Origin of the sequence: Paenibacillus jilunlii (assembly GCF_900102965.1) — a bacterium.
GTDB classification, from domain to species: Bacteria; Bacillota; Bacilli; order Paenibacillales; family Paenibacillaceae; genus Paenibacillus_AQ; species Paenibacillus_AQ jilunlii.
Genome location: NZ_FNGM01000013.1, coordinates 95,292 through 119,485, shown reverse-complemented (window position 1 = coordinate 119,485; position 24,194 = coordinate 95,292). Strand labels below are relative to the sequence as shown.

The 24,194-nt window shown below is 47.5% G+C and carries 21 protein-coding genes and 1 pseudogene; 4 read left to right on the top strand and 18 right to left on the bottom strand.

Features of this window, described 5'->3' with window-relative positions; translation table 11 throughout:
• Positions 1-107: 107 nt before the first annotated feature.
• The 9 genes from BLQ82_RS21090 to BLQ82_RS21050 form a co-directional block, all read right to left on the bottom strand.
• Entirely contained in the window at positions 108-1,004 is an 897-nt protein-coding gene (locus BLQ82_RS21090; protein ID WP_062525968.1) for a sensor histidine kinase, read from the bottom strand.
• A gap of 22 nt (positions 1,005-1,026) precedes the next feature.
• Positions 1,027-1,788, bottom strand: coding sequence for an ABC transporter permease (locus BLQ82_RS21085; protein ID WP_062525971.1), 762 nt, complete (start codon positions 1,786-1,788; stop codon positions 1,027-1,029).
• Complete coding sequence (locus tag BLQ82_RS21080) at positions 1,781-2,704, bottom strand: ABC transporter ATP-binding protein (protein ID WP_062525972.1); 924 nt, start codon at positions 2,702-2,704, stop codon at positions 1,781-1,783. Before BLQ82_RS21080 ends, BLQ82_RS21085 begins: the two co-directional genes overlap by 8 nt.
• A gap of 89 nt (positions 2,705-2,793) precedes the next feature.
• Positions 2,794-3,486: a response regulator transcription factor gene (locus BLQ82_RS21075; protein WP_062525974.1), complete on the bottom strand. Its 693-nt coding sequence runs from the start codon at positions 3,484-3,486 to the stop codon at positions 2,794-2,796.
• 234 nt (positions 3,487-3,720) lie between these two features.
• Positions 3,721-5,124, bottom strand: a complete 1,404-nt coding sequence (locus tag BLQ82_RS21070) for a phytase (protein WP_062525975.1) — start codon at positions 5,122-5,124, stop codon at positions 3,721-3,723.
• A gap of 230 nt (positions 5,125-5,354) precedes the next feature.
• Positions 5,355-6,026 carry a YdeI/OmpD-associated family protein gene (locus BLQ82_RS21065; RefSeq protein WP_062525977.1) on the bottom strand — a complete coding sequence of 224 codons (672 nt, stop codon included), beginning with the start codon at positions 6,024-6,026 and terminating at the stop codon, positions 5,355-5,357.
• Between the two features lie 25 nt (positions 6,027-6,051).
• A complete protein-coding gene (locus BLQ82_RS21060; protein WP_244280904.1) occupies positions 6,052-7,515 on the bottom strand; it encodes a putative ABC transporter permease subunit in 1,464 nt (487 codons plus the stop codon).
• Between the two features lie 127 nt (positions 7,516-7,642).
• Positions 7,643-8,356: an ABC transporter ATP-binding protein gene (locus BLQ82_RS21055; protein ID WP_062525981.1), complete on the bottom strand. Its 714-nt coding sequence runs from the start codon at positions 8,354-8,356 to the stop codon at positions 7,643-7,645.
• 177 nt (positions 8,357-8,533) lie between these two features.
• Positions 8,534-9,619 (bottom strand): GntR family transcriptional regulator, encoded by a 1,086-nt coding sequence (locus BLQ82_RS21050; protein ID WP_062525983.1) that lies wholly within the window; start codon positions 9,617-9,619, stop codon positions 8,534-8,536.
• Between the two features lie 288 nt (positions 9,620-9,907).
• Between BLQ82_RS21050 and BLQ82_RS21045 the strand changes: the two genes are divergently transcribed.
• The 3 genes from BLQ82_RS21045 to araA are packed head-to-tail and all read left to right on the top strand — an operon-like array spanning position 9,908 to position 13,697.
• Complete coding sequence (locus BLQ82_RS21045; protein WP_062525985.1) at positions 9,908-11,521, top strand: xylulokinase; 1,614 nt, start codon at positions 9,908-9,910, stop codon at positions 11,519-11,521.
• Between the two features lies 1 nt (position 11,522).
• On the top strand, positions 11,523-12,218 hold the full coding sequence (locus BLQ82_RS21040) for an L-ribulose-5-phosphate 4-epimerase (RefSeq protein ID WP_062525987.1): 696 nt from the start codon (positions 11,523-11,525) through the stop codon (positions 12,216-12,218).
• Positions 12,219-12,272: 54 nt separating this feature from the next.
• The gene (araA, locus tag BLQ82_RS21035) at positions 12,273-13,697 is read left to right on the top strand and encodes an L-arabinose isomerase (protein ID WP_062525989.1); all 1,425 of its coding nucleotides are present in this window, start codon (positions 12,273-12,275) and stop codon (positions 13,695-13,697) included.
• A gap of 178 nt (positions 13,698-13,875) precedes the next feature.
• Here araA and BLQ82_RS21030 read toward each other — a convergent pair whose 3' ends face one another.
• The 6 genes and pseudogenes from BLQ82_RS21030 to BLQ82_RS32735 all read right to left on the bottom strand — a co-directional run.
• Entirely contained in the window at positions 13,876-14,604 is a 729-nt protein-coding gene (locus tag BLQ82_RS21030) for a GntR family transcriptional regulator (protein WP_062526178.1), read from the bottom strand.
• A gap of 61 nt (positions 14,605-14,665) precedes the next feature.
• Positions 14,666-15,448: a fructoselysine 6-kinase gene (gene frlD / locus BLQ82_RS21025; RefSeq protein ID WP_062525991.1), complete on the bottom strand. Its 783-nt coding sequence runs from the start codon at positions 15,446-15,448 to the stop codon at positions 14,666-14,668.
• A 94-nt stretch (positions 15,449-15,542) separates the two neighbouring features.
• Complete coding sequence (locus BLQ82_RS21020) at positions 15,543-16,556, bottom strand: SIS domain-containing protein (RefSeq protein ID WP_062525993.1); 1,014 nt, start codon at positions 16,554-16,556, stop codon at positions 15,543-15,545.
• A gap of 156 nt (positions 16,557-16,712) precedes the next feature.
• Positions 16,713-18,059, bottom strand: a complete 1,347-nt coding sequence (locus tag BLQ82_RS21015) for an amino acid permease (protein WP_062525995.1) — start codon at positions 18,057-18,059, stop codon at positions 16,713-16,715.
• A 16-nt stretch (positions 18,060-18,075) separates the two neighbouring features.
• Entirely contained in the window at positions 18,076-18,903 is an 828-nt protein-coding gene (locus tag BLQ82_RS21010) for a sugar phosphate isomerase/epimerase family protein (protein ID WP_062525997.1), read from the bottom strand.
• Positions 18,904-19,072: 169 nt separating this feature from the next.
• Positions 19,073-19,208, bottom strand: a pseudogene (locus tag BLQ82_RS32735) (alpha/beta hydrolase); the annotation flags it as partial.
• Between the two features lie 108 nt (positions 19,209-19,316).
• Between BLQ82_RS32735 and BLQ82_RS21005 the strand changes: the two are divergent.
• Positions 19,317-20,129 (top strand): class I SAM-dependent methyltransferase, encoded by an 813-nt coding sequence (locus BLQ82_RS21005; RefSeq protein ID WP_062525999.1) that lies wholly within the window; start codon positions 19,317-19,319, stop codon positions 20,127-20,129.
• Between the two features lie 90 nt (positions 20,130-20,219).
• Here the strand turns inward: BLQ82_RS21005 and BLQ82_RS21000 are convergent, their stop codons facing one another.
• From BLQ82_RS21000 to BLQ82_RS20990, 3 genes are all read right to left on the bottom strand, one after another.
• The gene (locus BLQ82_RS21000) at positions 20,220-20,696 is read right to left on the bottom strand and encodes a GNAT family N-acetyltransferase (RefSeq protein ID WP_062526001.1); all 477 of its coding nucleotides are present in this window, start codon (positions 20,694-20,696) and stop codon (positions 20,220-20,222) included.
• A 96-nt stretch (positions 20,697-20,792) separates the two neighbouring features.
• Complete coding sequence (locus BLQ82_RS20995; protein ID WP_062526003.1) at positions 20,793-22,376, bottom strand: response regulator; 1,584 nt, start codon at positions 22,374-22,376, stop codon at positions 20,793-20,795.
• A gap of 26 nt (positions 22,377-22,402) precedes the next feature.
• Complete coding sequence (locus BLQ82_RS20990) at positions 22,403-24,142, bottom strand: cache domain-containing sensor histidine kinase (protein ID WP_062526005.1); 1,740 nt, start codon at positions 24,140-24,142, stop codon at positions 22,403-22,405.
• Between the last annotated feature and the right edge of the window lie 52 nt (positions 24,143-24,194).

The following is a 24,194-nucleotide window of genomic DNA, read 5'->3' as shown; positions in this document are numbered from 1 at the left end:
TCTTACTTCTAACTTGATAATAACATATTGTTAATATCATTGAAAGCAAAAATGTACATTTTATAAATCGGATGATACAAAAGCGGGGCTTGTGCTGGTATTGCGCCTCACAGCTTCCAACGGCAGGTCATTGTTAAGCTGCCTCCGTGGAGCTCCGCTGTCAGCGTGCCGTTCATCTTGTCCATGAGACTTTTGGCGATGGAAAGACCAAGTCCCGATCCTTGGGCGGACCGGGTGCGGTCGACCGTATAGAAGCGGTCGAATAACATCCTCACATCGATGTCGGTTAATTCCTTCGCTTCGTTCACGATCCTCAATTCGGCTGTCTTCTCCCGTTGCTCGAAGCAGATTTCCACATGACCGGCCGCATGTTTGACAGTATTGATAAGCAGATTCTCAACGACCCTCCGCACGGCTGATTCGTCGGCATATACAGCCACCGATTCCTTCGGCAGCCGGATGTCCGGCGTAATGTTCCGTTCGTTGAACCGGTCGTAGAAACCGACCAGAATATCTGACAGGAGGACAGTCATTCCGATCCGCTCAGTCTTAAGCTGATAATCCGAAGATTCGATTAAGGACAGCTCGAAGAAATCGTTCAATAGTGCTTGCAGCCGTTTCGTGCGGTTTTTAACGATTGTAAGGTATTCGTGCTTCTCCTCGGGCGTAATAGGTTCTGCCTCCAGCAGTTGAATATAGCCGAATATGGAGGTCAGCGGAGTACGGATATCATGGGAAATGTTCGCAATCGCCTGCCGCAGCTCATTTTCAGTTCGTCTTCTGCGGGCCTCTGCGCCGACTACGAGATTGGACTGGCGATTAATTTCACCCGCAAGCGCTTCGAGCCTCTGGTCGAATAGAGACACGTCTATTTTTTTACCGGTTGTCCCCTTATTATAGCGGCGCAGTTGCGCTGTCATCCGCCCCAGCTCCCGCCTCAGCAGCAGCAGATGGGCAAGCAGGAGAGCCGCCAACGTAACCGATATGAGCGTTATGATCAGCAAGACGCTCCCGCCCTTCTCACCTTTATTTTATTTCCTTTCTGCGGAACACGAGAATACCGAGCAGCCCGGCTGCGACAATCGTCAGCAATGGCACAAGCAGAAGCGCTGGCAGATCACCGCTGTCGATGCTGGGCTTGCCGATATCGTTCATCAGCTTGAAGATAGAATAATCATACACCGTAGTAAAGAAAGGGATGTACTCACCCAAGCCCCCCAAAATCGTATCAATCATCAGGAAGAAAATCATCGAGAAGCCGATTGTCTTGCCGCTTTCGGTGAACACGGCAGTGAACAACGCCCCGATCGCCGCGTAGCCTGCAGTGTACAGCAGTGTTAGTCCGAGAACCCGCGGTATGAAGAACGCGTCTACCCCTTCCGGCAGATGGCCGAAACCTGAAAGCAGGGAAACTTCGGTCGTGCTTACGATCGGGAATACCAGAGAAACAGCCATGGCTCCGACCGAGAATCCGATCAGCTTGGCGGTGAACAGCCGCCCTCTATCGTTGCCCGACGATGCGATCGTCTTCATGACACCCGTCGCATATTCACTCGCAATGAAGAATCCGGCCAGCGCTGCTACGCCGAATTTGATCACATAGCCATTGCTTGCCATAAATTTAAGCAGAAATTCGGCTCCTGTGAACTGCGGCTCTCCACTCGACTTATGGTCAAAGTAGTAGAGCAGTGGATAGACCAGTGAAAGAATGGCAGAGATTAGCAGCAGCACGCGAAACGATCTGTCCTTACGCAGCTTAAATAGCTCGGATCTGATCAAATTATACATGTCCGGCACCCCCGATCCGCTTCATGAAATAGCTCTCCAGGTCTTCGCCCATCGGCATGAACTGCTCGATTTCCAGGCCTGCGGAGAAAAGCGCCGTCGATACTTTGCCTGGCTGTTCCGTGTGACCATACAGCTTGATGGCCCCATCCGGCATCACTTCGAAATCGTTAGTGCGCAGCTCGTTCTGAATAACCGTTGCCGCTTTGTCCGGATTATCCGCTTTGATATACACGTACTGCTGGCATTTATCGTTCAATTCCTGGGCAGTAAGCTGCTCCAGCAGCCTGCCGTTATGAATGATGCCGTAATGGCTGGCCAGCAAATGCAGTTCACTCAGAATGTGGCTGGAGATCAGAATCGTAATCCCTCGTTCGTGGTTGAGCTGCTTGAGCAGCTCGCGCATTTCGATGACGCTCATCGGATCGAGCCCATTGGTCGGCTCATCCAGAATGAGAAATTCCGGATCGCTTAGCATGGCGATGGCCAGACCCAGCCGCTGCTTCATGCCAAGCGAGAAATTCTTCACTTTCTTCCTGCCTGTTCCCTGCAGTCTGACCAATTCCAGCATCCTTGCAACGCAGTCTTTGCCGGGGATGCCCCGGAGGAGCCGGTTCACCTCCAGATTCTCGGCAGCGGTCATGTGGGGGAACAGCGAAGGGCTCTCAATAATCAGTCCCATCCGCTTACGGGCCTGGGTCAAAGCCCGCTCGTCGCTCGCGCCGAACAGCGCGATACTTCCGCCGGACGGAAAAGCTAGTCCGGTAACGATGCGCATCAAAGTCGATTTTCCGGCTCCGTTCTGCCCGATAAAGCCATATATGGAGCCTTTGCGGATAGATAAATTCACTTTATCCAGCGCTACGCTGCCTTTGAACTTCTTAGACAATTGATTCGTCTGCAATACATATTCGCTCATTGTAGTCTTGGCCTCCTTATGTGATAGACCAAGTATAGAAACGAAAACTTAAGAGGTGCTAAAGCCAATCCTTAAGAATGTCTTAAGGCTTAAGGCTTCAGCCGGTAACCCATGCCCCATACCGTCTCGATAAATTCGCTGCCGGGCGCAGCCTTCGCCAGCTTGCTCCGCAAATTGCTCATATGGACGTTGACCGTATTGTCGTCTCCGTAGTACGGCTCATCCCATACGCTTTCGTATAGATTGGCTTTCGTGAATACCTTTTTCGGTGCCGATAGAAGCAATGCGACAATCTCGTACTCCCGGACAGTCAGTGCAACCTCCGTCCCCTCTGCCATCACCGTTTTGGAATCGTGGTCGAGCACCAGTCCCTTATGCTGCAGTACGCCCGGCACAACTGACGGAGCAATCTGCGCATACCGGCGCAGATGGGAATCGATTCGCGCCGATACTTCCTCGATGTCGAAAGGCTTCGTAATGAAGTCATCCGCACCTCCGCGCAGCGCTGACACCTTGGTCTGCTGCTCACCCTTGGCTGAAATGATGATGACTGGCATACCACCCCGCACGCGGATCCAACTCAGCAGCTCCTCGCCCGTCATTCCCGGCAGCATCAGATCAAGCAGTACCATGCTCCATTGCCGCTGCTCCAGGTAGAGCAGTGCCTCCGTTCCGGAGAAGGCAGGCTGTGGCACGTAACCGCTTTTTCTTATAATGCTGCACAGCAGCCGGCTGATATCACTGTCGTCCTCGGCCACGAGAATATTGATTGAATTATTCATCTAATCTCCTTGTACGATCTATAATCAGCTTTCAATCCTATGTCCATCAGCATATATGATAGACTATTTTTGCCTCTGATTCCAGAATAGCCTTCCTGTGCTCGCTGCTCTTTATGGCTGGTTCCTTACTAATAAATCAAAGCAGCCCCCAAGACCCCTGAAATGCGGGGCTGGAGGCTGCTTGTGAGAAAATGCTCTTTGCCTTAAAACTTGGAGCTCAGCTGCTAAGAAATATCACTTTGCACTGCGGTCCACAAGTTCACGAGGATCAACCTTGTTGTCCATCAGAAGCGGAGTCTTTGCACCTTTTGCAATTTGATCCCAAGCTACCACTTTAAAGTTTTGGTTAAGCTCTTTGCCATTGTTGATGTTGGAATCATCCTGCGCGATGAAAATGCCATAAGGGAACTGTTCGCCCAGTCCGAACCCGAGTACATCGATACCGTCGGTTACCGAGGTGCCATCGGTCAATGGGCCGTCGGCGATTTTGAAGCTGGTAAGGTAGGCGTTATTGCCTTCACGGTCATATATCGCATAGCTGTCATTGCCTTGGCTGGAGGCGATTAAGTAACCATGGCCGCCGGCGCCATAATAGAGAGTCAACCCTTCAATATCATCCTGCAGCCGGCGTCCGTCCGCAATATCGACAGTGGACAGAGGTTTTGTGCCTCCGTCAGGCTCCGCATTATATTTGTATATCGCATAGTCCTCTTCTGCAATGTACATCATGCCATACTCATCATCGGCTACCATACCTTCTGATTGCGTAGCCAGCTTAAACTCGCGAACGAGCTTGCCTGAAACTTTGCCATTCCCATTATCGGTCAGCTCATATTGCTCAAATTCGCCCTCTTTGCCCAGCACCAATGCGTAATATTTATCTGATTTCAAGCTGTGATACAGGCTGAATCCGTATACCTCTTCCATCTTCGCTTTAATGGGTTCGGCTACGATGTCCGTCAACTTCCCGGTTGCCCCATCTATGGCAAAAATATCAATCGTGTTCGTAGAACGGTTCGTCGCGCCAACAATATCTACTTTTTTACCGCCCAGCTGAAAATCATAACGAAGATCGATATTATTCATTTTTCCTACTTTATAATTTTGAAGCTCTTGGCCGTTCAAATCATAGACAAGGACGCCTCCGCCTTTATTTGTAGCAATGATTTTGGAGTTCGCCGGGTTCGCAGAATCGAGCCAGATGGCCGGGTCATCGGCTGCATCCTCGCCATCTTCAACAGCTGCCGTCTCAACCTGGGCGGTTACCGGATAAGGTGTGATGATATCGGCGGAATTGGTGAACTTTGCATTTTCCGCCAGAATAGCCTGCAGCAGCTTGGAAGGAATGTACATCTTGCCATCAGCTAATTTGACCTCCGCTTCAAGCTCGCCTGCTTTACCCGCTAGGCGATATTCCTTCTCGCCGGCTGTGAACGTACCCGCGAATCCGTTCTTCAGCTTGACCAGTGCCGACTTATCGTCGCTATCCCAAGTGATTGTTGCTCCGATCTCTTCCATATGCTTGCGCAGAGGTTCATATCCATCTAAGCTTGAGGCCGACGCTGCGTTAGTTGTTGCGGCAGGGAGTAGAGCACCTGCAAGGAGCAGCGTAGATAGTACAGTTTCCCATGTTTTCATTGAGTTTAATGTCCCCTCTATATGTTTATAATTGCTTAACTATAGAAGATGAGTGTAAAAGAAGTATTAACGGACAACTACGCCTTTGTAAAATTCACAATGTAAATTCAAGCTGAACCCAAAATCATAAACAAGCGGATGTCTCATCTTAATTATAGGATATTCAGTCCTATATTGGAAAATTACAGTTTTTCTCCTTGAAAATAACTTTCTATCAGCGGAGGGCTGGCTTACGGCTTATCTCTTCGGTACATATCGACGCTTTTATACCCCTCACCTAAAATCTTTATCATTTCTGCCCGGCGTTTTACTCTAGTTTCCTCTTGTACGGCACTGTATACATAACGGGCCCAATCCTTCCGGTAGCCGGGAGTCAGGGATTGGTATAAAGCCAGCGCCTCCGGGCTGTCCTGCAGCTCTTTTTCTACAGCAGGAATCATGGAGGTATAATCGTCCACACGTTGACTCGGCTTGGAGGACGCATCTTTTTTCTTTCGAGCCTCCTCTTTGAAACCGACAACGGTAAACACATCGTTTAAGCCCACCATACGCGCAAACTTCAGGCTGCTCGTCCCAATATAGCCGTCCTCACCGGCCCCTACCCCCTCAAAAAGGCTGTCTCTATGGATATAGGTGGAATAAACCTTATTCCCCTTTTTGGGATAAGCTGCGTACAAATAGCCTCCTTTATCTAAGTAATTGTGGCCGATTACTTGACTGACCAAATCCTGCAGCGACTCCATATTGAGCACGTAGGCAAAAATGAGATCATACTGGGTGCCTGTCAATTCAGTATCATGGTCTCCTAACCCCGCTAAACTATTTTCATTCTCGGGTCTGTACAATACAGCAACTTTCTTGAATTTCTGTAAATTTAATTTTTCTACAATGGTTTTAGCCATGTGCGAGAACCCTCCGTTAGATGTGTCACAGCTTCTGAACCAACCGCTCCCCTTTTGTCTGCATATATCTGAACATTGCTATGCATACCGCTATCATAAGCATTCCAACACCTGACAAAATGAGCTTGCCATTCACATGAGCCAGAAGAAGGGATATCCCCAATGGAATTAATAGACTAATGATCCCTATGAACATGGATGCAAGGACAGCCGCACTCTGTTTGACCACCGCAACTTCACTTGTCCACTCCAGTTTAGGTAATTTCAAATTAATAATAATGCCCAGCATCGCTGAATAACAAGCATATATCGAAGGGATAACAAGCAATAATAAGCTTTCGATCCATCCCATATGCAGCGATATCATAAGCAGGACATCACTCACAACCACAATCGGCAGTGTAATGGTGAGATTCACGGCAACTTTACTGAGCAATATGCTTTGTTTTGATACGGGTGAGCTTTTGAGTATCCATAAATGATTACCTTCAAGAGAAATGGCGCTTGACGTTGTACAGCTTAAAGTTACGAACAAGGAAACTATGATGGGAGCCACCGTACTCAAATAATGGGATAGTTGTGGAATTTCGATGAGTTCCCCCAGCTTTCCCGGGCTGACAAACAATAAAGCAACCGACATCACCAGTAAAAGAATCATGCCCATACTTGTATTCAATACATAAATAGAAGAACTGAAATACCGGCGCAGCTCCTTCTTATACAGTGCACGAAATGGAGAGGATGCTTCCAATGGCTTCATTATATATTTACTGCTTGCATGAGAGGTCGTTAGACCTGTATGAATAGCTTTATATTTTGTACCAAGTACAGTGGCAAATATCATAAATGAAAGTACAGACAGCACAATAAATAATAACAATGAGCCCACCCGGTACGAACAAACCGCATCTACATATATGGCAGCAAGAGGATACAGCTTAAATATCATATCTGCCAGCCCGGTTCCCATATCAGCAAGCGCCTGCCCGTTTCCATTCATCCCAAATGAACCCACCATGAGCGCAATCATTACGGCAAAGGTTAACACCAGGCTGATCATCCGGCTCGCTTTGAACCGGGAAGCGATCCAGCTAACAGATGCGCCAATAATCGTTGCAGCAATAATCGGCAGTAATTGAATACATAAGAGTGTTATTAGAAAAAACAGATAAAACAACGCTCCAGGATTCACCTTTATAGCATAGACCACACCTGCTGGCAGCATAACCATCACCGTAAAAAACATATTCAGCACATAGAGCTGAAGAATACGGCTTGCGACAACATGAGTCGTCTTAATAGGCAGCGACATCACCAAATCGTAGTCTCTGTAGCTGAATAATACACCGCTTGCCTTATAGACCGTTGTGAAGAACCCTACAAGAGAAGTAACAGCCATCATTATGGCCAGCAGCAGATCCATCCGCCCCATTTGTTCAAAAGCCAGCGCCATCATAAAGCTGTATCCAAAAGAAGCCGCTGCTATCATGAGCACACCCGCCAGAATACCGGTGCTCAACAGAAGCGCTTTGCGTCTTTCCTTAACCTCCTTGGTATGTAGAGCTTTGTTTAATCCGAATGAAGAGAGCAGCTGGAGCTTCGTTAATCTCCATATATTAATCATTATCTATCAGCTCCAGGAATACATCCTCCAGGCTATTCTTGCCCTTTACTTCTTCCGTCCTGCCATGGGCTATCAATTGGCCTCCCTTGATGATCGCTATCTTATTGCAGAGCTTCTCTGCCACATCCAGCACATGGGTTGAGAAGAAGATGGCACTGCCGTTGCTGCACAGCTCTACCATGATAGTCTTCAGCATGTGAGCTGCCTTTGGATCAAGGCCGACAAAGGGTTCGTCTAACACTAACAGCTTTGGTTTATGAATGAGAGCAGAGATAATGGCAAGTTTTTGCTTCATACCATGGGAATACGATGAGATCATATCCCCCAAATTCGCCGTAATCTGAAAAGCATCGCTGTATTTTTTAATGAGCCGCTCACGGTCCGCCTTGGATACGCTAAAGAGATCAGCAATAAAATTCAAGTATTGTATGCCGGTAAGATGATCGTATAGATCCGGGTTATCAGGAATATAAGCAGTTTTCGCCTTGCAGGCTACCGGATCTTTCTTAATGGAGACACCGTCAATTTCAATATCCCCTTCTTCAAAATCAAGCACACCAACGACTGCCCGGATGGTTGTTGTTTTGCCTGCACCGTTATGTCCGATAAAGCCATAGATATCGCCTCGCCCGACCACTAAATTCAGGTCATTTACTGCCTTTTTACCCCCCTTATAGCTCTTGGTAAAATGTGTGATTGTAAGCATTTCTCTTCACCTCTTTATTGTCCTATACTTATACGCCTTTCCAACTGAATATTTATAATACGTACAGCCTATGCTGAACGTTCATTTGCCTGCGAATATCCCACACAAAAAAGCGGACACCTTAGGTGTCCGCCCCATTGCCGGAGCACTCCCGGATATTACCCCCGAGGCTCCAATCTACTCCAGCGCTCTTACCGTCTCCCCTTGAATCAACACAGGCTGGTAGTAGGTGCTGCTTCGCAGATCCTTCTTTCCCTGCAGCTTCTTAATGACCCATTCTGCGGCATCGCGTCCCATTTGTTCCTGGGGATGTGTTAAGGTCGTCAGTTTAATGCTGGCGTTCTTGGCAATGTAAGAATTGTCCTGGCCAATGATCGATAAATCCCCCGGAATAGCGATGTCCAGTTGCCTGCACACATTAACAGCTTCCAGGCCTACCTCGTCGTTGTAGCAGACAATTGCGGTCAGCACCTCTCTATTTTCGCTTAGGAAGTTCTTTAGGTTGGCGGACAACTCATGCTTTGTCTCGGTATCGAAGGAGAGCACCTGCTCGGGGTGAAACCGCAGTTTGGCTTCTCCAAGCGCTTTGATATAGCCTTTCATGCGGTATTTTCCTTGCAAATCATCCATTTTGGCAATGATCCCGATTTGGGTATGTCCTTTGGAGATCAGCTCTTTGGTTGCCAGATAACTGGACTGGACATCATCGAGACAAAAGAAGGGAACCTCCAATTCCTCATAATAGGCATTAATCATGATGAAGGGAACGTCCTGTTCCTTAAATGACAGGTAGTAGGCGATATTGGGATTGTACAGATTGCTTTTCGTAGGTTCAATAATCAGACCCTCTACACCGAAGGACAGCATCATTTCCAGCGCTTTCTTTTCCTGGGCAACATCATTGTTGGTACTGGCTAACAAAAGCGAATAATTATCCTCATTTAACCGGCCCTCAATCCCGCGGATGATGGACGGGAAGATGTAGTCCGAGATATAGGTGGTGATCACACCGATGGTTTTATTATTGGAGCTGCCTCCGGATTTATTACGGAACTGGTTGCTGACGTACGTGCCGGAGCCTTTTTCACTCCTGAGGAACCCCTCGTTGGACAATTCTAAAATCGCTTTCCGGACCGTCTGCCGGCTAACGTTGTACATTTCCTGCAATGCGGATTCAGTGGGGATTTGTTCGCCTACATTATACGCTCCTGATAGAATATTGCTTTTTATATCATCAAAAATAACCTGATATTTGGTTTTCACGTTACTCACTTCTTTCATGATTGTTCAAACGCATATGGGTCTGTCTGCAATAGTTGTACGTACATATTATAGCATGAATATTAGCCTATTATAATCCATAGTCCGTATGTATAAACAGTATAAACTTTCAAAAAAGGAAACAAAGCAGAATTTCGCGATATTTGTAGGTATATCTTTTCTAATGCATTGACAAATGTACGAACAAAAAATATACTAAGTCTGTTAAAGGAAGCGCCTTCTTTCTATTGTGATATTATAACCGTTTGGTCAGAGAGGAGTCACGTGAGCATGGATCAGAACATCAAGCAAGCGATACGCAAGGGAGAAACCTCACTTGGTATTGAATTTGGGTCCACACGTATCAAGGCAGTGCTGATTGATTATCGTTTTGAGACAATCGCCTCCGGAAGCTATGAGTGGGAAAATCTATTGGTGGACGGCTATTGGACGTACCATTTGACGGACATTATCAAGGGGCTGCAGACCGCCTACAGCGAAATGAAGCTGGAAGTTGAGCAGAAATATGGTGTTACCCTTACAACAGTCGGTTCTATGGGATTTTCGGCAATGATGCATGGGTATATGGTTTTTGACGACAAGGGGGAGCTGCTTGTTCCGTTCCGGACCTGGCGCAATGCAACCACTGGTGCTGCCGCAAAAGAATTGACGGATACCTTTAAGTTCAACATTCCTGAACGCTGGAGTATTGCTCATTTATATCAAGCTATATTGAACGGGGAACAACACGTGCCTCACGCCCGGTTCATAACGACCTTGGCCGGTTATATTCACTGGCTGCTGACCGGCAGCAAGGCCATCGGCATCGGGGATGCCTCGGGGATGTTCCCGATTGATGAAGCTGCGCAAGATTATAACGCCCCGATGGTTAAGCAATTCGATGAGCTTATTGCCGCCAAGGGCTACCCGTGGAAGCTGCGGGACCTTCTTCCCAAGGTCTTCCATGCAGGGGAGCAGGCAGGCGTCTTAACCGAAGCCGGTGTTAAGTTACTGGATGTCTCCGGTGACCTGCAGCCAGGCATTCCGCTCTGTCCTCCGGAAGGCGACGCCGGTACAGGTATGGTGGCTACGAACAGTGTCAGAAAGCGGACCGGCAATATTTCCGTAGGCACCTCAGTTTTTGCGATGATTGTCCTGGAGAAGGATCTTTCAGCCGTATATCCGGAAATTGATATGGTAACTACGCCGGACGGCAGCCCGGTGGGGATGGTTCATGCCAATAACTGCTCAAGCGATATCAATGCCTGGCTGGGTCTGTTCCGCGAGTTCTATGAGGCGATGGGACAAAAGGCGGATCCGAACCAACTGTTCAGTGTGATGTTCAAAAAAGCGCTGGAAGCGGACTCCGATGGCGGAGGCTTGCTCAGCTACGGATATTTCTCCGGTGAGAATATTACCGGGATTGAGAAAGGCCGGCCGCTGTTTGTCCGCTCGCCTGAGAGCCGTTTCAATCTGGCCAATTTCATGCGGACACATCTGTATTCCGCTTTTGCCGCTTTGAAGATCGGAATGGACATTCTGACTAAGAAAGAAAATGTCGCTATCGACATTATTCTGGCTCACGGCGGACTGTTTAAAACCCCAATCGTTGGGCAAAGAATGGTTGCAGCCGCACTGAATGTCCCGGTTTCTGTCATGGCAACAGCCGGAGAAGGCGGAGCATGGGGAATAGCGATTCTGGCTGCTTATATGTCAAACAAAGGTCAGCAGGAACCCCTGGCTGACTTCCTTGAAGACAAAGTGTTTAAGGCTGCCGAAGGACAAAAGATTCATCCGGACAGCGCTGATGTTGCAGGTTTTGAACTTTTCCTGGAACGCTACAGCAAGGGTCTTGCGATTGAGCAGGCTGCGGTAGATCACCTGGTAGAGAACTGGAGGGAGTAACATGTTAGAGCATCTGAAAGAAGAGGTATTCCAGGCCAATCTGGACCTGCCTAAGCATGGACTCGTTAAATACACGTGGGGCAATGTAAGCGCGGTTGACCGGGCAAGCCGCCTGTTCGTAATCAAACCAAGCGGCGTTCATTATGACACAATGAAGCCGGGCGATATGGTGGTTGTGGATTTCGACGGCAATGTAGTTGAAGGCGATCTCAGACCTTCCTCTGATACACCAACCCATGCCGTACTGTACAAGCATTATCCAGAGATTGGCGGCATTGTGCATACGCACTCGACATGGGCGACAGTCTGGGCTCAGGCCGGTCTTGATGTTCCTGTCATGGGGACTACGCATGCCGATACCTTCTATGGCTCCGTACCTTGTGCCCGCTTCCTGACCCAGGAGGAGATTGACCGCGGCTATGAAGCGGAAACCGGACATGTCATCATCGAAACCTTTGAGCAGCGGGGTCTGGATATTATGGCGGTGCCCGGTGTCTTGCTTAAGGGCCATGCTCCGTTCACCTGGGGGAAGGATGCCCAATCCGCAGTGATGAACAGTGTGGTGCTGGAGGAAGTCTCCAAGATGAATTTGTTTGCCAGGGAACTCAACCATTTTGCCGAAGAACTGCCGCAGCGGATTCTGGATAAACACTACCTACGGAAGCATGGCAAGGACGCTTACTACGGCCAGAAGTAATTGCAATACATTGGACTTCAGAAATCATCAAAATAAGAAAAGAGGATGAGCATTATGTCAACAGTAAGCGCCAAGCAGTTCTGGTTTGTTGTAGGATCGCAGCATCTTTACGGAGAAGAAGCACTTGGAGAAGTTAAGGCTCATGCACAGGCTATGACCGACGCGCTCAATAACAGCGGTGTTCTGCCTTATCCGCTCGTATTGCAGGATCTGGCCGTCAGCGCGGACAAAATCACTTCTATCATGAAAGAAGTCAACTATCGTGACGAGGTTGCCGGCGTTATCACCTGGATGCACACCTTTTCTCCGGCAAAAATGTGGATTCGCGGAACGAAACTGTTGCAGAAGCCATTGCTTCACTTGGCAACCCAATACAATGAGAGCATTCCTTGGGCTACCATTGATATGGATTTCATGAACCTTAACCAGGCTGCCCATGGCGACCGCGAATACGGCTTCATCAATGCCCGTCTGAACAAGCAAAACAAAGTGGTAGTAGGCTACTGGGAGCGCGCCGAGGTGCAGAAGCAAATCGCAGCATGGATGGACGTAGCGGTTGCTTACAACGAGAGCTTCAGCATCAAGGTTGCCCGCTTTGGCGACAACATGCGCAACGTCGGTGTTACAGAAGGCGACAAGGTCGAAGCCCAAATCCAATTCGGTTGGACCGTTGACTACTATGGTATTGGCGACTTTGTGGAGTACGTGAAGGCTGTGAAGGAAGAAGAAATTGATGCGCTGTTCGCAGAATACGCAGAGCTGTATGATTTTGAGTATGGCGCTTACAGCAAGGACGCATGGGAAGCCAGCGTCAAAGTACAGGCCAGCTATGAAATCGCTCTGAAACGTTTCCTGGATAATGGCGGCTATAACGCCTTCACTTCGAACTTCGAAGACCTGCACGGCATGAAGCAGCTTCCGGGTCTAGCGGTGCAGCGCCTGATGGCACAAGGCTACGGCTTCGCCGGCGAAGGGGACTGGAAGACGGCTGCCCTGGACCGCCTGCTGAAAGTGATGAGCCATAACCAGAACACCGGCTTCATGGAAGATTACACTTACGAAATGGCAGCAGGCCAGGAAGCCATTCTGCAATCCCACATGCTTGAGGTAGATCCATGTCTGGCCAGCAGCAAACCGAAGGTCGTCGTATCGCCGCTGGGCATTGGCGACCGTGAAGATCCGGCCCGTCTCGTATTTGACGGCAAAGCAGGAGAAGGCGTAGTTGTATCCATGGCCGACTTCGGCACGCACTATAAGCTGCTAATCAACGAGGTGGAGGCCTTCGAACCGACGGTGCCGGCTCCGAAGCTTCCGGTAGCCCGTGTGTTGTGGAAGGTAAAGCCGAACTTCCAGGATGGGGTCAAAGCCTGGATTGAGAACGGCGGCGGCCACCACACCGTTGTATCCTTGAACCTGACAACCGACCAGATTGTTACTTATGCCAAGCTGGTGGGTCTGGAATATGTCGTTATCAAATAATTAGAGAAGCGGCCGTTGCCCAAATATGGAAGGAGCGAATAAGGCATTTACTTATTCGCTCCTTTTTTGTGACTGTATGCATAAGGGCATGAGGATGCAATACTTGTATCCATTATGCGGTCTTAACGTCAGGGCGCTACAAATAAATCCTCCTGCGGGCCATGCCGATGAGCATGGCCTATTTTGCCCGGTGGACCGTCAGATTGACCCGATTAGTCTCACACATAAATGTGGAGAGATGAACAGGCTCATCGTTTGCGTCAAAAGCAATTTTTAATATCCGGAACAAGTTCGCCCCGATATCACATTCAAGAAATTTCGCATAATCTTTGGTCGCACCGATCACATCTATGATCTTGTCATTGCTCACAATCTCGGTATGGTAATCCTCCGACAGAATCTTGTAAGTCGATTCTTTCATTGCGATCTTCTTTTCCAAATCCGGAAACCGGGTGAGTGAATAATGGGCAATATCATAGAAAAGCGGGCGGTCATCTACATACATCAGCCGTTCAAGCTCCAACACGGGGCTGCCTTCTTCAATAAGAAGATGTCCGGCCACCTCTTCAGACGCCGGGATAACTTCACTTCTTAATATCCGTGAGTTCGGAATCATGCCCAGCTGGTGGCTGAACTCTGAGAATCCGCTTACGGATAACAGTTCATTATGAAATTTGTTGGAGGCTACAAACGTGCCTCTACGAGGAATTCGCGTCAGGGTTCCTTCCCGCACGAGCTCCTCAATCGCTTTCCGTATGGTGATTCGGCTTACACTATAAGTATCACAAAGCTCTGCTTCCGTTGGAATCTGTTCATCCGGTTTGTATCGTCCGTTCTGGATATCGTTCTTCAACATTTGCCTGATCTGCATATACAGCGGCTGGGGGGTTGAAGGATTTAAATTCATGGCAAATTCATCCTTATCCATCAATGTATAATACGTATTATACATTGATGATCATCTCCAGTCACCATGCGCCGAAATAACCTATCGTCTTTGCAGCTGTGTTTGCCCCAAGCTCTAGGCAGTTCTCGGTCGAAAGCCCTTTCAATCGGCCGTAAATGAACCCGGCAATGAAGGAATCCCCAGCTCCCATCGTATCCACGACGTTCACCTTACCTACGCCGTGCGGAAAGAATTGTTCCCCATCGTAAGCAAGCGAACCGTTCTCTCCCAAGGTAGCCACGGCAATCTGCGCTCCTCTTTGCTTGGCCTCTACCAGGAGCTGGCGGATATAGTCATCATCCTGAGTGTACGAAAAGAATGGATAGTCTACATAGGGCGTTAACGTCTGTACCCGGTCATCCTTCAACTGATCCGAGAAATCAAAGGAGGTGATCAGGCCCTTTTCCTTAAAGAGAGGAAAGTACGGATCGGCATGGCCCCATATCCCCGAGTGGACAAGCTGATAATTCCCGGCAAAATCAAGCTCTTCCGCTGTAAGGAAAAAATGTGCCATCACTCCCTCGTCGTAATCACCGAACCTCCGGTCATTCTCCACCATCTCCACGTGGGTTACCGCTGTTTTTCCGTCCTTTTGTGAAATCCGGGAAGTATCCACGCCCTTGTCCTGAATAGCCTGAATCATGATCTCCCCATAAATGTCAGTGCCCACCCAGCCCAGATAGGCCGTTTTTGCACCCATTTCAGTTAAATAGACGGCCACATTCACCGGATTGCCTCCGGGATAGGTTGTGCCGCTTGCTTGATAGACATCCATGCAGTTATCCCCGACTGTAATGATTCTCATCTTGCTCCCGCCTTCCCTGCTATTAAAGAATGAGCACTACGAAGTAGTGCTCAAATCAAATGCATCAATATAGAATGAACAAAGGCTGCGTATCTTAATATTCCATTTGGCGATAGTATCTTCTAAGGGTTAACGGATGATTTCTCTCACGCTCCAGGTAGGCGCTGATACGGCTTAGGACAGACCAGTTGATACTTACGGCAAAATGCTTTCTGAACTCCTCGCTGATGCCTTCCATGGCAAAGTCTTTGGTATCAATAATGGTCAGCTTCTTCGTAATTTTCTCGGCGAATCTCTCCACCCGGTCCATCAGCGGTCTTGTCTCATCTTCGCCTTTCAGCAGAATAACACTGGTATCTTCAACCACAAGCTCAAGCGTGCCATGGAAGAATTCCGCCGCATGAATCGACTTCGCATGAATCCACTGCATTTCTTCCAGGATACACATCGCGTAGGAGTACGTATTCCCCCACAGGTTGCCGGAGCCAACCATCATATGATAGTCAGTGTCTTTATGTTCTTTTGCAAAAGCTTCCGCTTTAGGGTCAAAGGTCTTGACTGCGTCCAGAATCGCACGCGGCAATAAGGCAACTTCCTTCGTGAACTGCTCATACTGAGGGAACTCATTGTTGTTATACATGAACCGGAACACAACCATGTACAGGAGCATGAAGAATGTATCGAAGGAATGTTTCTCCGAACCGGTTGTAATGCAGTGATCTACAATTTTGGTTAATGGAGTATCCCTTTCTGCCACAAGTGCAATCGTAGTCGCTCCCCGTTCCTTACAGAACTTCGCTGCCGCAACGGTCTCCTGCGTGGTTCCCGACACAGATGTAAAGATACATACGGAATCCTTACTGAAATGTCTGTTGTTCATCACCATAAATTCAGCGGCAATCTCCGCATGCACATCAATGGTCGAGCTTGATTTCAGAATGTACTCATAAGGATACATCATCGCAATCGTGCCACCCGCACCAATCAGAAAAATATTGCTGTACCCTTTCTTGGCAATCCCGTCTACAATCTCTTCAATTTGTCCTCTAAAGTCCAGGCCCTCTTGTTCCACAAGCTTAAGGAATAACTGTTCGTTAAAATTCAACATTTACGTTCCCTCCCTATACTGGAGCGTTCTCTCTCTCCAATATCATCCAATTTTATTTGTTATATACCGTAGTATAACTAGACAATACAATTTAAACAACTTTTTTGTAAAATCGAAGTCAGCGGGTCAGAGCCGGCTCCCTTCACTTCATCCGGGTTAAGCGACTATATTACTGTTGTCCTGACTGCTTTTAGATCCATACTTCTTTTCCCAATAGTAATACACAGGCAGACCCGTTGCGATGACTATCGCCGCGGCAATCATGCCCTGCACTGGAGCCCACGTAAAGGTTCCCCAAGCCAGCCATCCTGCCCCAAGGATAGCCAGAATAGTGGTTACTTTCCACATTGGCATGCGGTAAATCGGGTTATAATCCTCTCTCTTACGGCATTTATAGACCGCGGCAAAGTCCAGAATGTTAATGACCAGCTGAATCAGCGTGAAATAACCTAGCAGTTCGGTTAAATTGCTGAAGAACACCAGAATACAAGCCAACGTAACCTGAGCAATGATCGAGAAGCTTGGTGTTTCGAATTTGGGATGAACTTTGGCAAACCGCTGAAAGAACAGCCCATCCCTCGCCATGACATACTCCAGACGCGGCTGAAACATAATGCAAGAGCTCAAGGAACCCAGAATAACAATAATCGCGGTGACGGCCACAAAGGATGAGGCCATGCCGGATAATCCGGGAATATACTTGATGGCGTCGGACACAGCGGAGCTGGAGCCCATCAGTTTATCGAACGGCATTAGGCCGGTGACACATACCGCAAGCAGCGTATATAGACCCAATACAATCAGTACCGAACTAATTAATGCCCGAGGGAGAACCTTCCCTGGATTTTTGAATTCTCCAGCCATAAAACAAATGGCGGCCATTCCCGTGTAAGCCCACGTCGTGGCAGATACACCACCAATTAAGCTTGAACTTGCCGCTCCTGCGGCGGGCGTGTAAACAAAGTTGTCAAAGTTCATGTACATGAGGCCCAGCACAATGACAATCAGGAAAGGGATGATTTTGACAGCCGTAATAATGACTTGAAAACTGCCGCCTGCCTTGACACTCCGGTAATGGATGGACGTGATGATCAGAATGATCGCTACTCCCAGCAGTTTACCGGCAATTCCAGCGAAGAAAGGGAAGAAGCTCGCCAGGTATGCAACAATGGCCAGAGCCATAATTGAAATGGACGGAGGATCGAGTGCCCAGAAGGTTGCCCATCCGTATAGAAAGGCCAACGGCCTCCAGCCTGCTTTATTCAAGTATACGTAACCGCTTCCATTTTGCGGATAGGCAGTCGACAATTCGGCCAGCACCATGACCTGCGGAATCGCAATAACTCCACCAATAATCCAGGCTAGAATTGAGATTGAGGGGATACCCGCAGCTTTTGCGACATCGCCGGAAGAAACGAAGATTCCAGAGCCTACCGTAGTTCCAACAGCGATGGCTAGGGCCGACCAAAAACCCAGTTTTCGTGTAAGTGAGCCATTACTCATAACGAGTTCCTCCAAATCAAGGTGATAAGACTTCCATTCCCCTTATTTTCCTGATTGATTCCCTAAATGCTTCCTGCGGATTCTGATAGTAATTGAACCCCATAATCTCTAGTGTACAAGCCCCCTCATAATTATGGCTCTGAAGACTGGTTAGATATTCCCGCCAATTCAGTACTCCATCATCTAAGGCCAGGTGCGCATCAGACGAGCCGTCACCATCGATCAGGTGGAAATGGCCGATCTCCGGGAGCAGGGAGATATAATCTTCGGGTGTCTCGCCAGCGAGCTGCATCGCTACGGTGTCGATCATCCCTTTTAATGACGGAGAACGGACCTCCTCCAGCATCCTCTTGATTCCCTTAGCATCGGTAATTAGATTCGATTCAAATCGGGTCAGAGGCTCCAACGCTAAAGTCACCCCTTCCTCCTCAGCCACCCGAGATATCTGGTAGATGGAGTCGCCCGCATATTTCCATGATTCCAATGGCGATACAGCGAAGTCTCCTATTCCTGAAGTCACAAGCATCATGTTGGTCTCCAGCTCCAGAGCGGCGTACAGATTATCAATGAAGTAATCGATACTCTTCTGCCGAAGCCGGGAGTCGGAAGCGGCAATATTGAAGGGATAGACACACTGCTCCGGCGTATAACAGACGACCTTCATGTCTCGGGATTTCAGCTGCCTTCTAATGTGCCTCAAGTTGCCAAGAACATTCCGGTAGACGTATAAATGAGGCTCGCCCGCCCACAGCTCGATGTGCTCAAGCCCAAGCTCGGCCACTTGATCCAGGAAGTACTCAAAAGGAAAATGCCTGTACGTAATATTCATTCCCGCAATCTTCATTTGCTTCACCACCTTTCATGTAAGCGCTTTTAATTGTTATGTCTTGTATTATAACTAAGGGTTACAAAAAATTCAATGCCTTTTTGAAAATAAAAAAATCTCCGATAGGAGCAAAAAAAGCAAGCCACAACGAGTAAATTTGCTCGTCTGGCCTGCTCTTTTTGTCGGTTTAAGGATTAAGCGCTCTTGCAATCGCGTCCACATTACTTTCGCCGGAGCACTGACTTACTTCCGCCTGCGGGACCATCACCTCAAAGCTGTGGTATGCCGGGATACTGATGAAAGTCAACGTCAACACCCGCTTGTCCGCTATACCATTAGCATGTGAACGCTGGATCGATAATTTTAGGTGGATTTGTTCTTAGGCGAATGGTAAATTATCCTATGTTGAATATATTTGGGAGGGTGTCTGTATGGACAAAAAATCTGTTTATAGAACAAATATTATAGGCGCTGGCGAGGTTGGTACCGCCCGCTCGGTCGATATGAATAAGAAGGTTATTCATACAACAAACAGCTTATTTTGGGATACAAAAGGAAGTGATGTTTTAGGAGCAACCGCGCTTCCTTTGTATGGAGCATTTGTTTCAGAAGAAAAATGCCAGCTTTTTGGCGATGTTTCAGGAAAAAAGATGCTAGAGATCGGCTGTGGAAGCGGTCAATCTTTGCAATATCTGGGGGAGCGAAAAGCGTCTGAACTATGGGGTATGGATATATCAGAAAACCAAATCGAAAAAACAAGGCAACATTTGACAGCGTCCGGTCTTTCAGCAAAATTAATCTGTTCTCCCATGGAAGAAAAATGTGGCATACCAGAGAATTATTTTGACTTTGTTTATTCCATTTATGCCATAGGCTGGACAACCGACCTTGAGGGTACTTTTTGCCAGATTGCTTCTTACCTGAAAAAAGACGGCGCATTTATTTTCAGCTGGTCTCACCCTATACATAAATGTGTTGTTGCAGAAAATAATATGCTTGTTTTTAAAAAATGTTATTTCGATGAATCCTGGTATTCGGTATCTCTTGATGAAAGTACACTAACCTTATCGGACCGTAAACTATCAACCTATGTGAACGCACTCTCAAAAGCGGGATTTGTCATTGAGCAAATGATTGAGCAATCTGATGATGAAATTATGCAATCACGGGACGATAACAGTGATTTTGCAAAAAAAGCAAAGATGCTTCCTGTAACTTTTGTAATTAAGGCAAGAAAACTATAAGCGTATAGCGAGGAGCAAGTTTCCCTGAGCGATAGCATTTGCAGATGACCATTTCTTGGAGCCCGCTTTCTTCAACGGTTTGGGAGCAAATCAGAGTTGCAAAACGGTTATTGACTCGTTGTTGAAGACTTCACCATTGTCACGGAAGCCGAAGCCTTCATAAAGCTTTTTGGCAGCGATGTTATCTGATTTATAAGGGATCCAGCAGTAATGTGCTGGCCCTGCCGGAAAGGTGCGAATAAATTCCAAGATTTTTCTCATGGCTTCCCGTCCATAACCCCGATTTTGGTATTGTTTGTCAATCATCAGGCGCATGATGCAATAGTTGTCTTCTGCGATTGACGGTTCTTCGTATCCGGTGGTTCCATAAGCCAACATAACAAATCCGACGGGCTGCTCATCCGCGTAAATAATAAATGGGAATGGATGTCCCCCATTGGTCACCAGAACATAACAAGACGCCACACTTGACAGATTAGACGCAACAAATTGCCGTTGATCCTCTGAAACTTCCAGGTTAAACATAGCACGCCGGTTTTCCAGAGTAATTTTTCTGAGCGTAATCAAGCAGATCTTCTCCCTTCATCCTTTATCGTATTGCGCCGTGGTCGCGCAATTGCCCCTTCTTCTTATAGGCTAGGATTCGCCACTGTAAAGGTTTTATTACCCAATTGGAGAATGATCTCCTTCACTTTTTATCATATGCTCTTCTCTATACTGGCCGGGACTAACGCCTACATGCTTCTTGAACACTTGGCAGAAATACCGCTGGTTATCATATCCGACATTAGTGGATATTTTAGAGATTTTGAAGCTGCTTTCCCTCAGCATCTTTTTCGCTTGCCGGATGCGCAGCAAAGTGACATATTCCAGAATCGTTTGCCCGGTTGATTTAGAATATAAGTTGCTTACATAGGAAGCGTTGAGATCAAACCGCTCTGCCAACTGATCGAGCTGGATATTCTCATGATAATGGGATTCAAGATAAGCTTTGATTTCATGAACCACCTTTTCTTTCAGGGTAGTTTTCGTAACGTTCAAATAAAATTGCACACTCTGCGCCAAATTCATACATATTTTCTTCAAAGATGCCCAATCCGGCGCTTCATGTATCTCCTCAATCAGCCGCGTGCGGTCTCCGGTCACTCTCTCGATCTTGATTCCATAGTCCTGCCCGATCAGATCGTGCAACCGGTTCGCCCATTGGGCGCCTGTCTTCTTTAGGGTATCGGGAGCGATTAATTGCTTTGTTCCCCATTCCGTCCAACGTTCTAGCATCGCTTCGAACTCTTTTTGTTCGTAACGGATGAAGGATTGTATTTGATTAGACCAATCGGAGACTATTCTTTCAGAAATGCGGGTAATCTCCGTCCAGCTGCTTGCGTCCATTACCGGAGCGCCGAAGAACAAACCCATTTGACATGCCTTGTAGGCTGCCAAATACGAGATATGCATATGCATTATTTCGGTTACAACCGGACCGATTCCAAACGACAGTAAAGTATCGTCCCATGAGCCGTCATTCGAAAATGTTGCGGCTGCAGTCATCAGAATTTCCGTTAATGGCGCGTCTTCCTCCAGGTTCGCCATGCATAATAAGATGACTTTCTGCTGTTCGTAGAGCAGATCGACGACGATTCCGCGGTTCGCCAAAAAGCTCGAGAGAGCATCGGCAATGCCCTTGTCCTTCACTCGTTCGAGCAAAAGCGTCGCCGGGCTTCCGATCAGGATCACTGCAAACTGGTCATATTGTCCGTATGGCGTTTGATCGAATGCTGGACGTTTTCCATGGACGATTAGATCCGTAAACACCGCCCGGTCTAATGCTTTTGCAATTCGAAGCTCAGGGTTATTCCCCGTTTGATCCGCTTTGCGCCCCAGACGCTGAATTGCCCTTGAGACGGTCCTTGCTACTTCATCTAGCTCTGCAGGCTTGATCAGATAATCCACTGCCTCCAGTTCAATGGCCTCTTTGGCGTATTCAAACTCGGAATAGCCGCTCACGATGATGCATTCCGCTTTGCGGCCATTCTCCTTCAGAGTACGGATTAGTTCAAGACCGTTCAGGCCGGGCATCCGAATGTCTGTCAGGACTATGTCCGGATCCGACTGAAGAATCCGTTCCAACGCTTGTTTGCCGTTATTTGCCGTCCCTATGATTCGTACTCCGAATGCATCCCAGTCAATCATTTCCGACAACGTTTCCACTACAAGCTGTTCGTCATCCGCTATAAAAAGTTTATACAAGACATGTCCCCCTTCATAGCCCGACCTCAATCCATTATACCGATCTCAAGGGTGATTTTGGTTCCGGCACCCGGAATACTGTCAATGCGGATTCCACGGCCTTGGCCGTAATGCAATTGGATCCTTTCCTGTATGTTCCTTAAGGCATATCCCCTTGGCTGCATATCCACAGGATCAAAACCCACTCCGTCATCCTCAACTTCGAATATAAGGGTTGCCCCTTCCCTTCGGCCCCGAATGACAATGCTCCCTTTGTCCTCCTTCAACTCGATTCCATGAAAGATCGCATTTTCCACCAAAGGCTGAATAAGCAGCTTCAGCATGCGGATGTGCTCGATTCCAGGTTCTAGGTCGATGATCACCTCAAACTTCCCCTTATAGCGGATGTTCTGAATCTCTAAATAATTTTTCACTTGTTCGATTTCATTCCCGACAGTTGTAATATAGTCCCCGTTGTTCAAGCTTAATTTAAAAATATTCGAAAGGGACATGACCATTTTGGAAATGTTTTTGGCACTGATTCGTTCCGCCATTAGATAGATGGAATTCAACGTATTGTATAGGAAATGAGGGTTGATTTGACTCTGCAGCGCATGAAGTTCAGCTTCCTTCTCCTTAAGCTTGGCTTCGATCAATTTGTCCGACAATTCCGTGTTGGTACGGAAGATTCTCAGGAATTGATTTCCGATTTTACCGATTTCATCTTCTTCTATAAAAAAGATTCCTTCGATTTCATCGCGTTTTGCCGCTTTTCTTGCTACAGAAGTGAGCAGAGTCAACTGTTTGGTGATCCGCTTCGAGATGAGATAAGCGCCGTAGGCGGCAAGCAGGAAAGCTACCAGCGTCAATGAGAGCGTAACATTACGAATCAGGATGATTTCCGAGTTAATGCTTGAATAGGGGATCATGCTGACCACTTTCCACTGGGTTACCGGATTCGTTTCGAAGGTGATAACATACCGTTCCCCGCCAAGCGTTTCAATGCGGTTCCCCCGCTCAGGCAAATCATAGATTTGATTCAAATCCTTTTGAGGAACTTTTTTTAAATCATTGTTATCGGAATTAGAATAGATGATTTTGTTTTGTTCCAGGATCATCAAATCGCCTTTTTCCGCATTGGAAATGTTCTTGAACATTTCATCGAAGACCCGCCTATCAATAGAAATAATCAACATGCCAATCGGCTCAAGCGTTTCAAGATTGTTTAACCGTTTGCCGTACAGCAGCAGGTTCGGGCTGTCCTTGAGAGGCCGGACTTCGTCGCTGTTCAGCCACAAGCCCCGGCCGCCCATCTCCCCCACCTGTTGATACCATGTTGTCCGTGAGACCGCCTGATAGATATTGTCATAAGTCAATCTGTCCCATTGGTTTGTGGTAATCAGTTCTCTTTGCCCGCTGCCAACGTAAACGTAACGAATATAGGATTTGTTGTTGGTAATATTGACGATCAGACTGCGGGTCGCATTTTGAAGGTCATAGATCTCCTTGAAATCATTCTTAGTATAGGAAAGGAAATTCTGAACATCCCGGGAAGACAACATCAGCTTCGAAATCGATTCCACGTCATTCACGAAAGTCTGGATATTCCAATTGATGGAGCCCAGCAAATTCGAGGTGGTATCGGACATCTTGTTCTCGATCACTTTGCTTAAATAGACAAAGGTTAAGGAAGCGATCAGGACCAGCGGAAGCAAGGAACAGGCTATGGACAAAATAATAATCTTGCTTCGGATACTTATCGACAGGAACAGCCGTTTTATGCTCATGAAATCCCCCTGACCAAGAAGAGTGGCAACCTGATACTATCAGTATACCTTC

Excerpts from the sequence above, each read along its gene's own strand:
- BLQ82_RS21085 (WP_062525971.1), bottom strand. The coding sequence starts at position 1,788 with ATGTATAATTTGATCAGATCCGAGCTATTTAAGCTGCGTAAGGACAGA.
- BLQ82_RS21080 (WP_062525972.1), bottom strand. The coding sequence starts at position 2,704 with ATGAGCGAATATGTATTGCAGACGAATCAATTGTCTAAGAAGTTCAAA.
- BLQ82_RS21075 (WP_062525974.1), bottom strand. The coding sequence starts at position 3,486 with ATGAATAATTCAATCAATATTCTCGTGGCCGAGGACGACAGTGATATC.
- BLQ82_RS21070 (WP_062525975.1), bottom strand. The coding sequence starts at position 5,124 with ATGAAAACATGGGAAACTGTACTATCTACGCTGCTCCTTGCAGGTGCT.
- BLQ82_RS21065 (WP_062525977.1), bottom strand. The coding sequence starts at position 6,026 with ATGGCTAAAACCATTGTAGAAAAATTAAATTTACAGAAATTCAAGAAA.
- BLQ82_RS21060 (WP_244280904.1), bottom strand. The coding sequence starts at position 7,515 with ATGATAGCAGCGGCTTCTTTTGGATACAGCTTTATGATGGCGCTGGCT.
- BLQ82_RS21055 (WP_062525981.1), bottom strand. The coding sequence starts at position 8,356 with ATGCTTACAATCACACATTTTACCAAGAGCTATAAGGGGGGTAAAAAG.
- BLQ82_RS21045 (WP_062525985.1), top strand. The coding sequence starts at position 9,908 with ATGGATCAGAACATCAAGCAAGCGATACGCAAGGGAGAAACCTCACTT.
- BLQ82_RS21040 (WP_062525987.1), top strand. The coding sequence starts at position 11,523 with ATGTTAGAGCATCTGAAAGAAGAGGTATTCCAGGCCAATCTGGACCTG.
- araA (WP_062525989.1), top strand. The coding sequence starts at position 12,273 with ATGTCAACAGTAAGCGCCAAGCAGTTCTGGTTTGTTGTAGGATCGCAG.
- BLQ82_RS21030 (WP_062526178.1), bottom strand. The coding sequence starts at position 14,604 with ATGAATTTAAATCCTTCAACCCCCCAGCCGCTGTATATGCAGATCAGG.
- frlD (WP_062525991.1), bottom strand. The coding sequence starts at position 15,448 with ATGAGAATCATTACAGTCGGGGATAACTGCATGGATGTCTATCAAGCA.
- BLQ82_RS21020 (WP_062525993.1), bottom strand. The coding sequence starts at position 16,556 with ATGTTGAATTTTAACGAACAGTTATTCCTTAAGCTTGTGGAACAAGAG.
- BLQ82_RS21015 (WP_062525995.1), bottom strand. The coding sequence starts at position 18,059 with ATGAGTAATGGCTCACTTACACGAAAACTGGGTTTTTGGTCGGCCCTA.
- BLQ82_RS21010 (WP_062525997.1), bottom strand. The coding sequence starts at position 18,903 with ATGAAGATTGCGGGAATGAATATTACGTACAGGCATTTTCCTTTTGAG.
- BLQ82_RS21005 (WP_062525999.1), top strand. The coding sequence starts at position 19,317 with ATGGACAAAAAATCTGTTTATAGAACAAATATTATAGGCGCTGGCGAG.
- BLQ82_RS20990 (WP_062526005.1), bottom strand. The coding sequence starts at position 24,142 with ATGAGCATAAAACGGCTGTTCCTGTCGATAAGTATCCGAAGCAAGATT.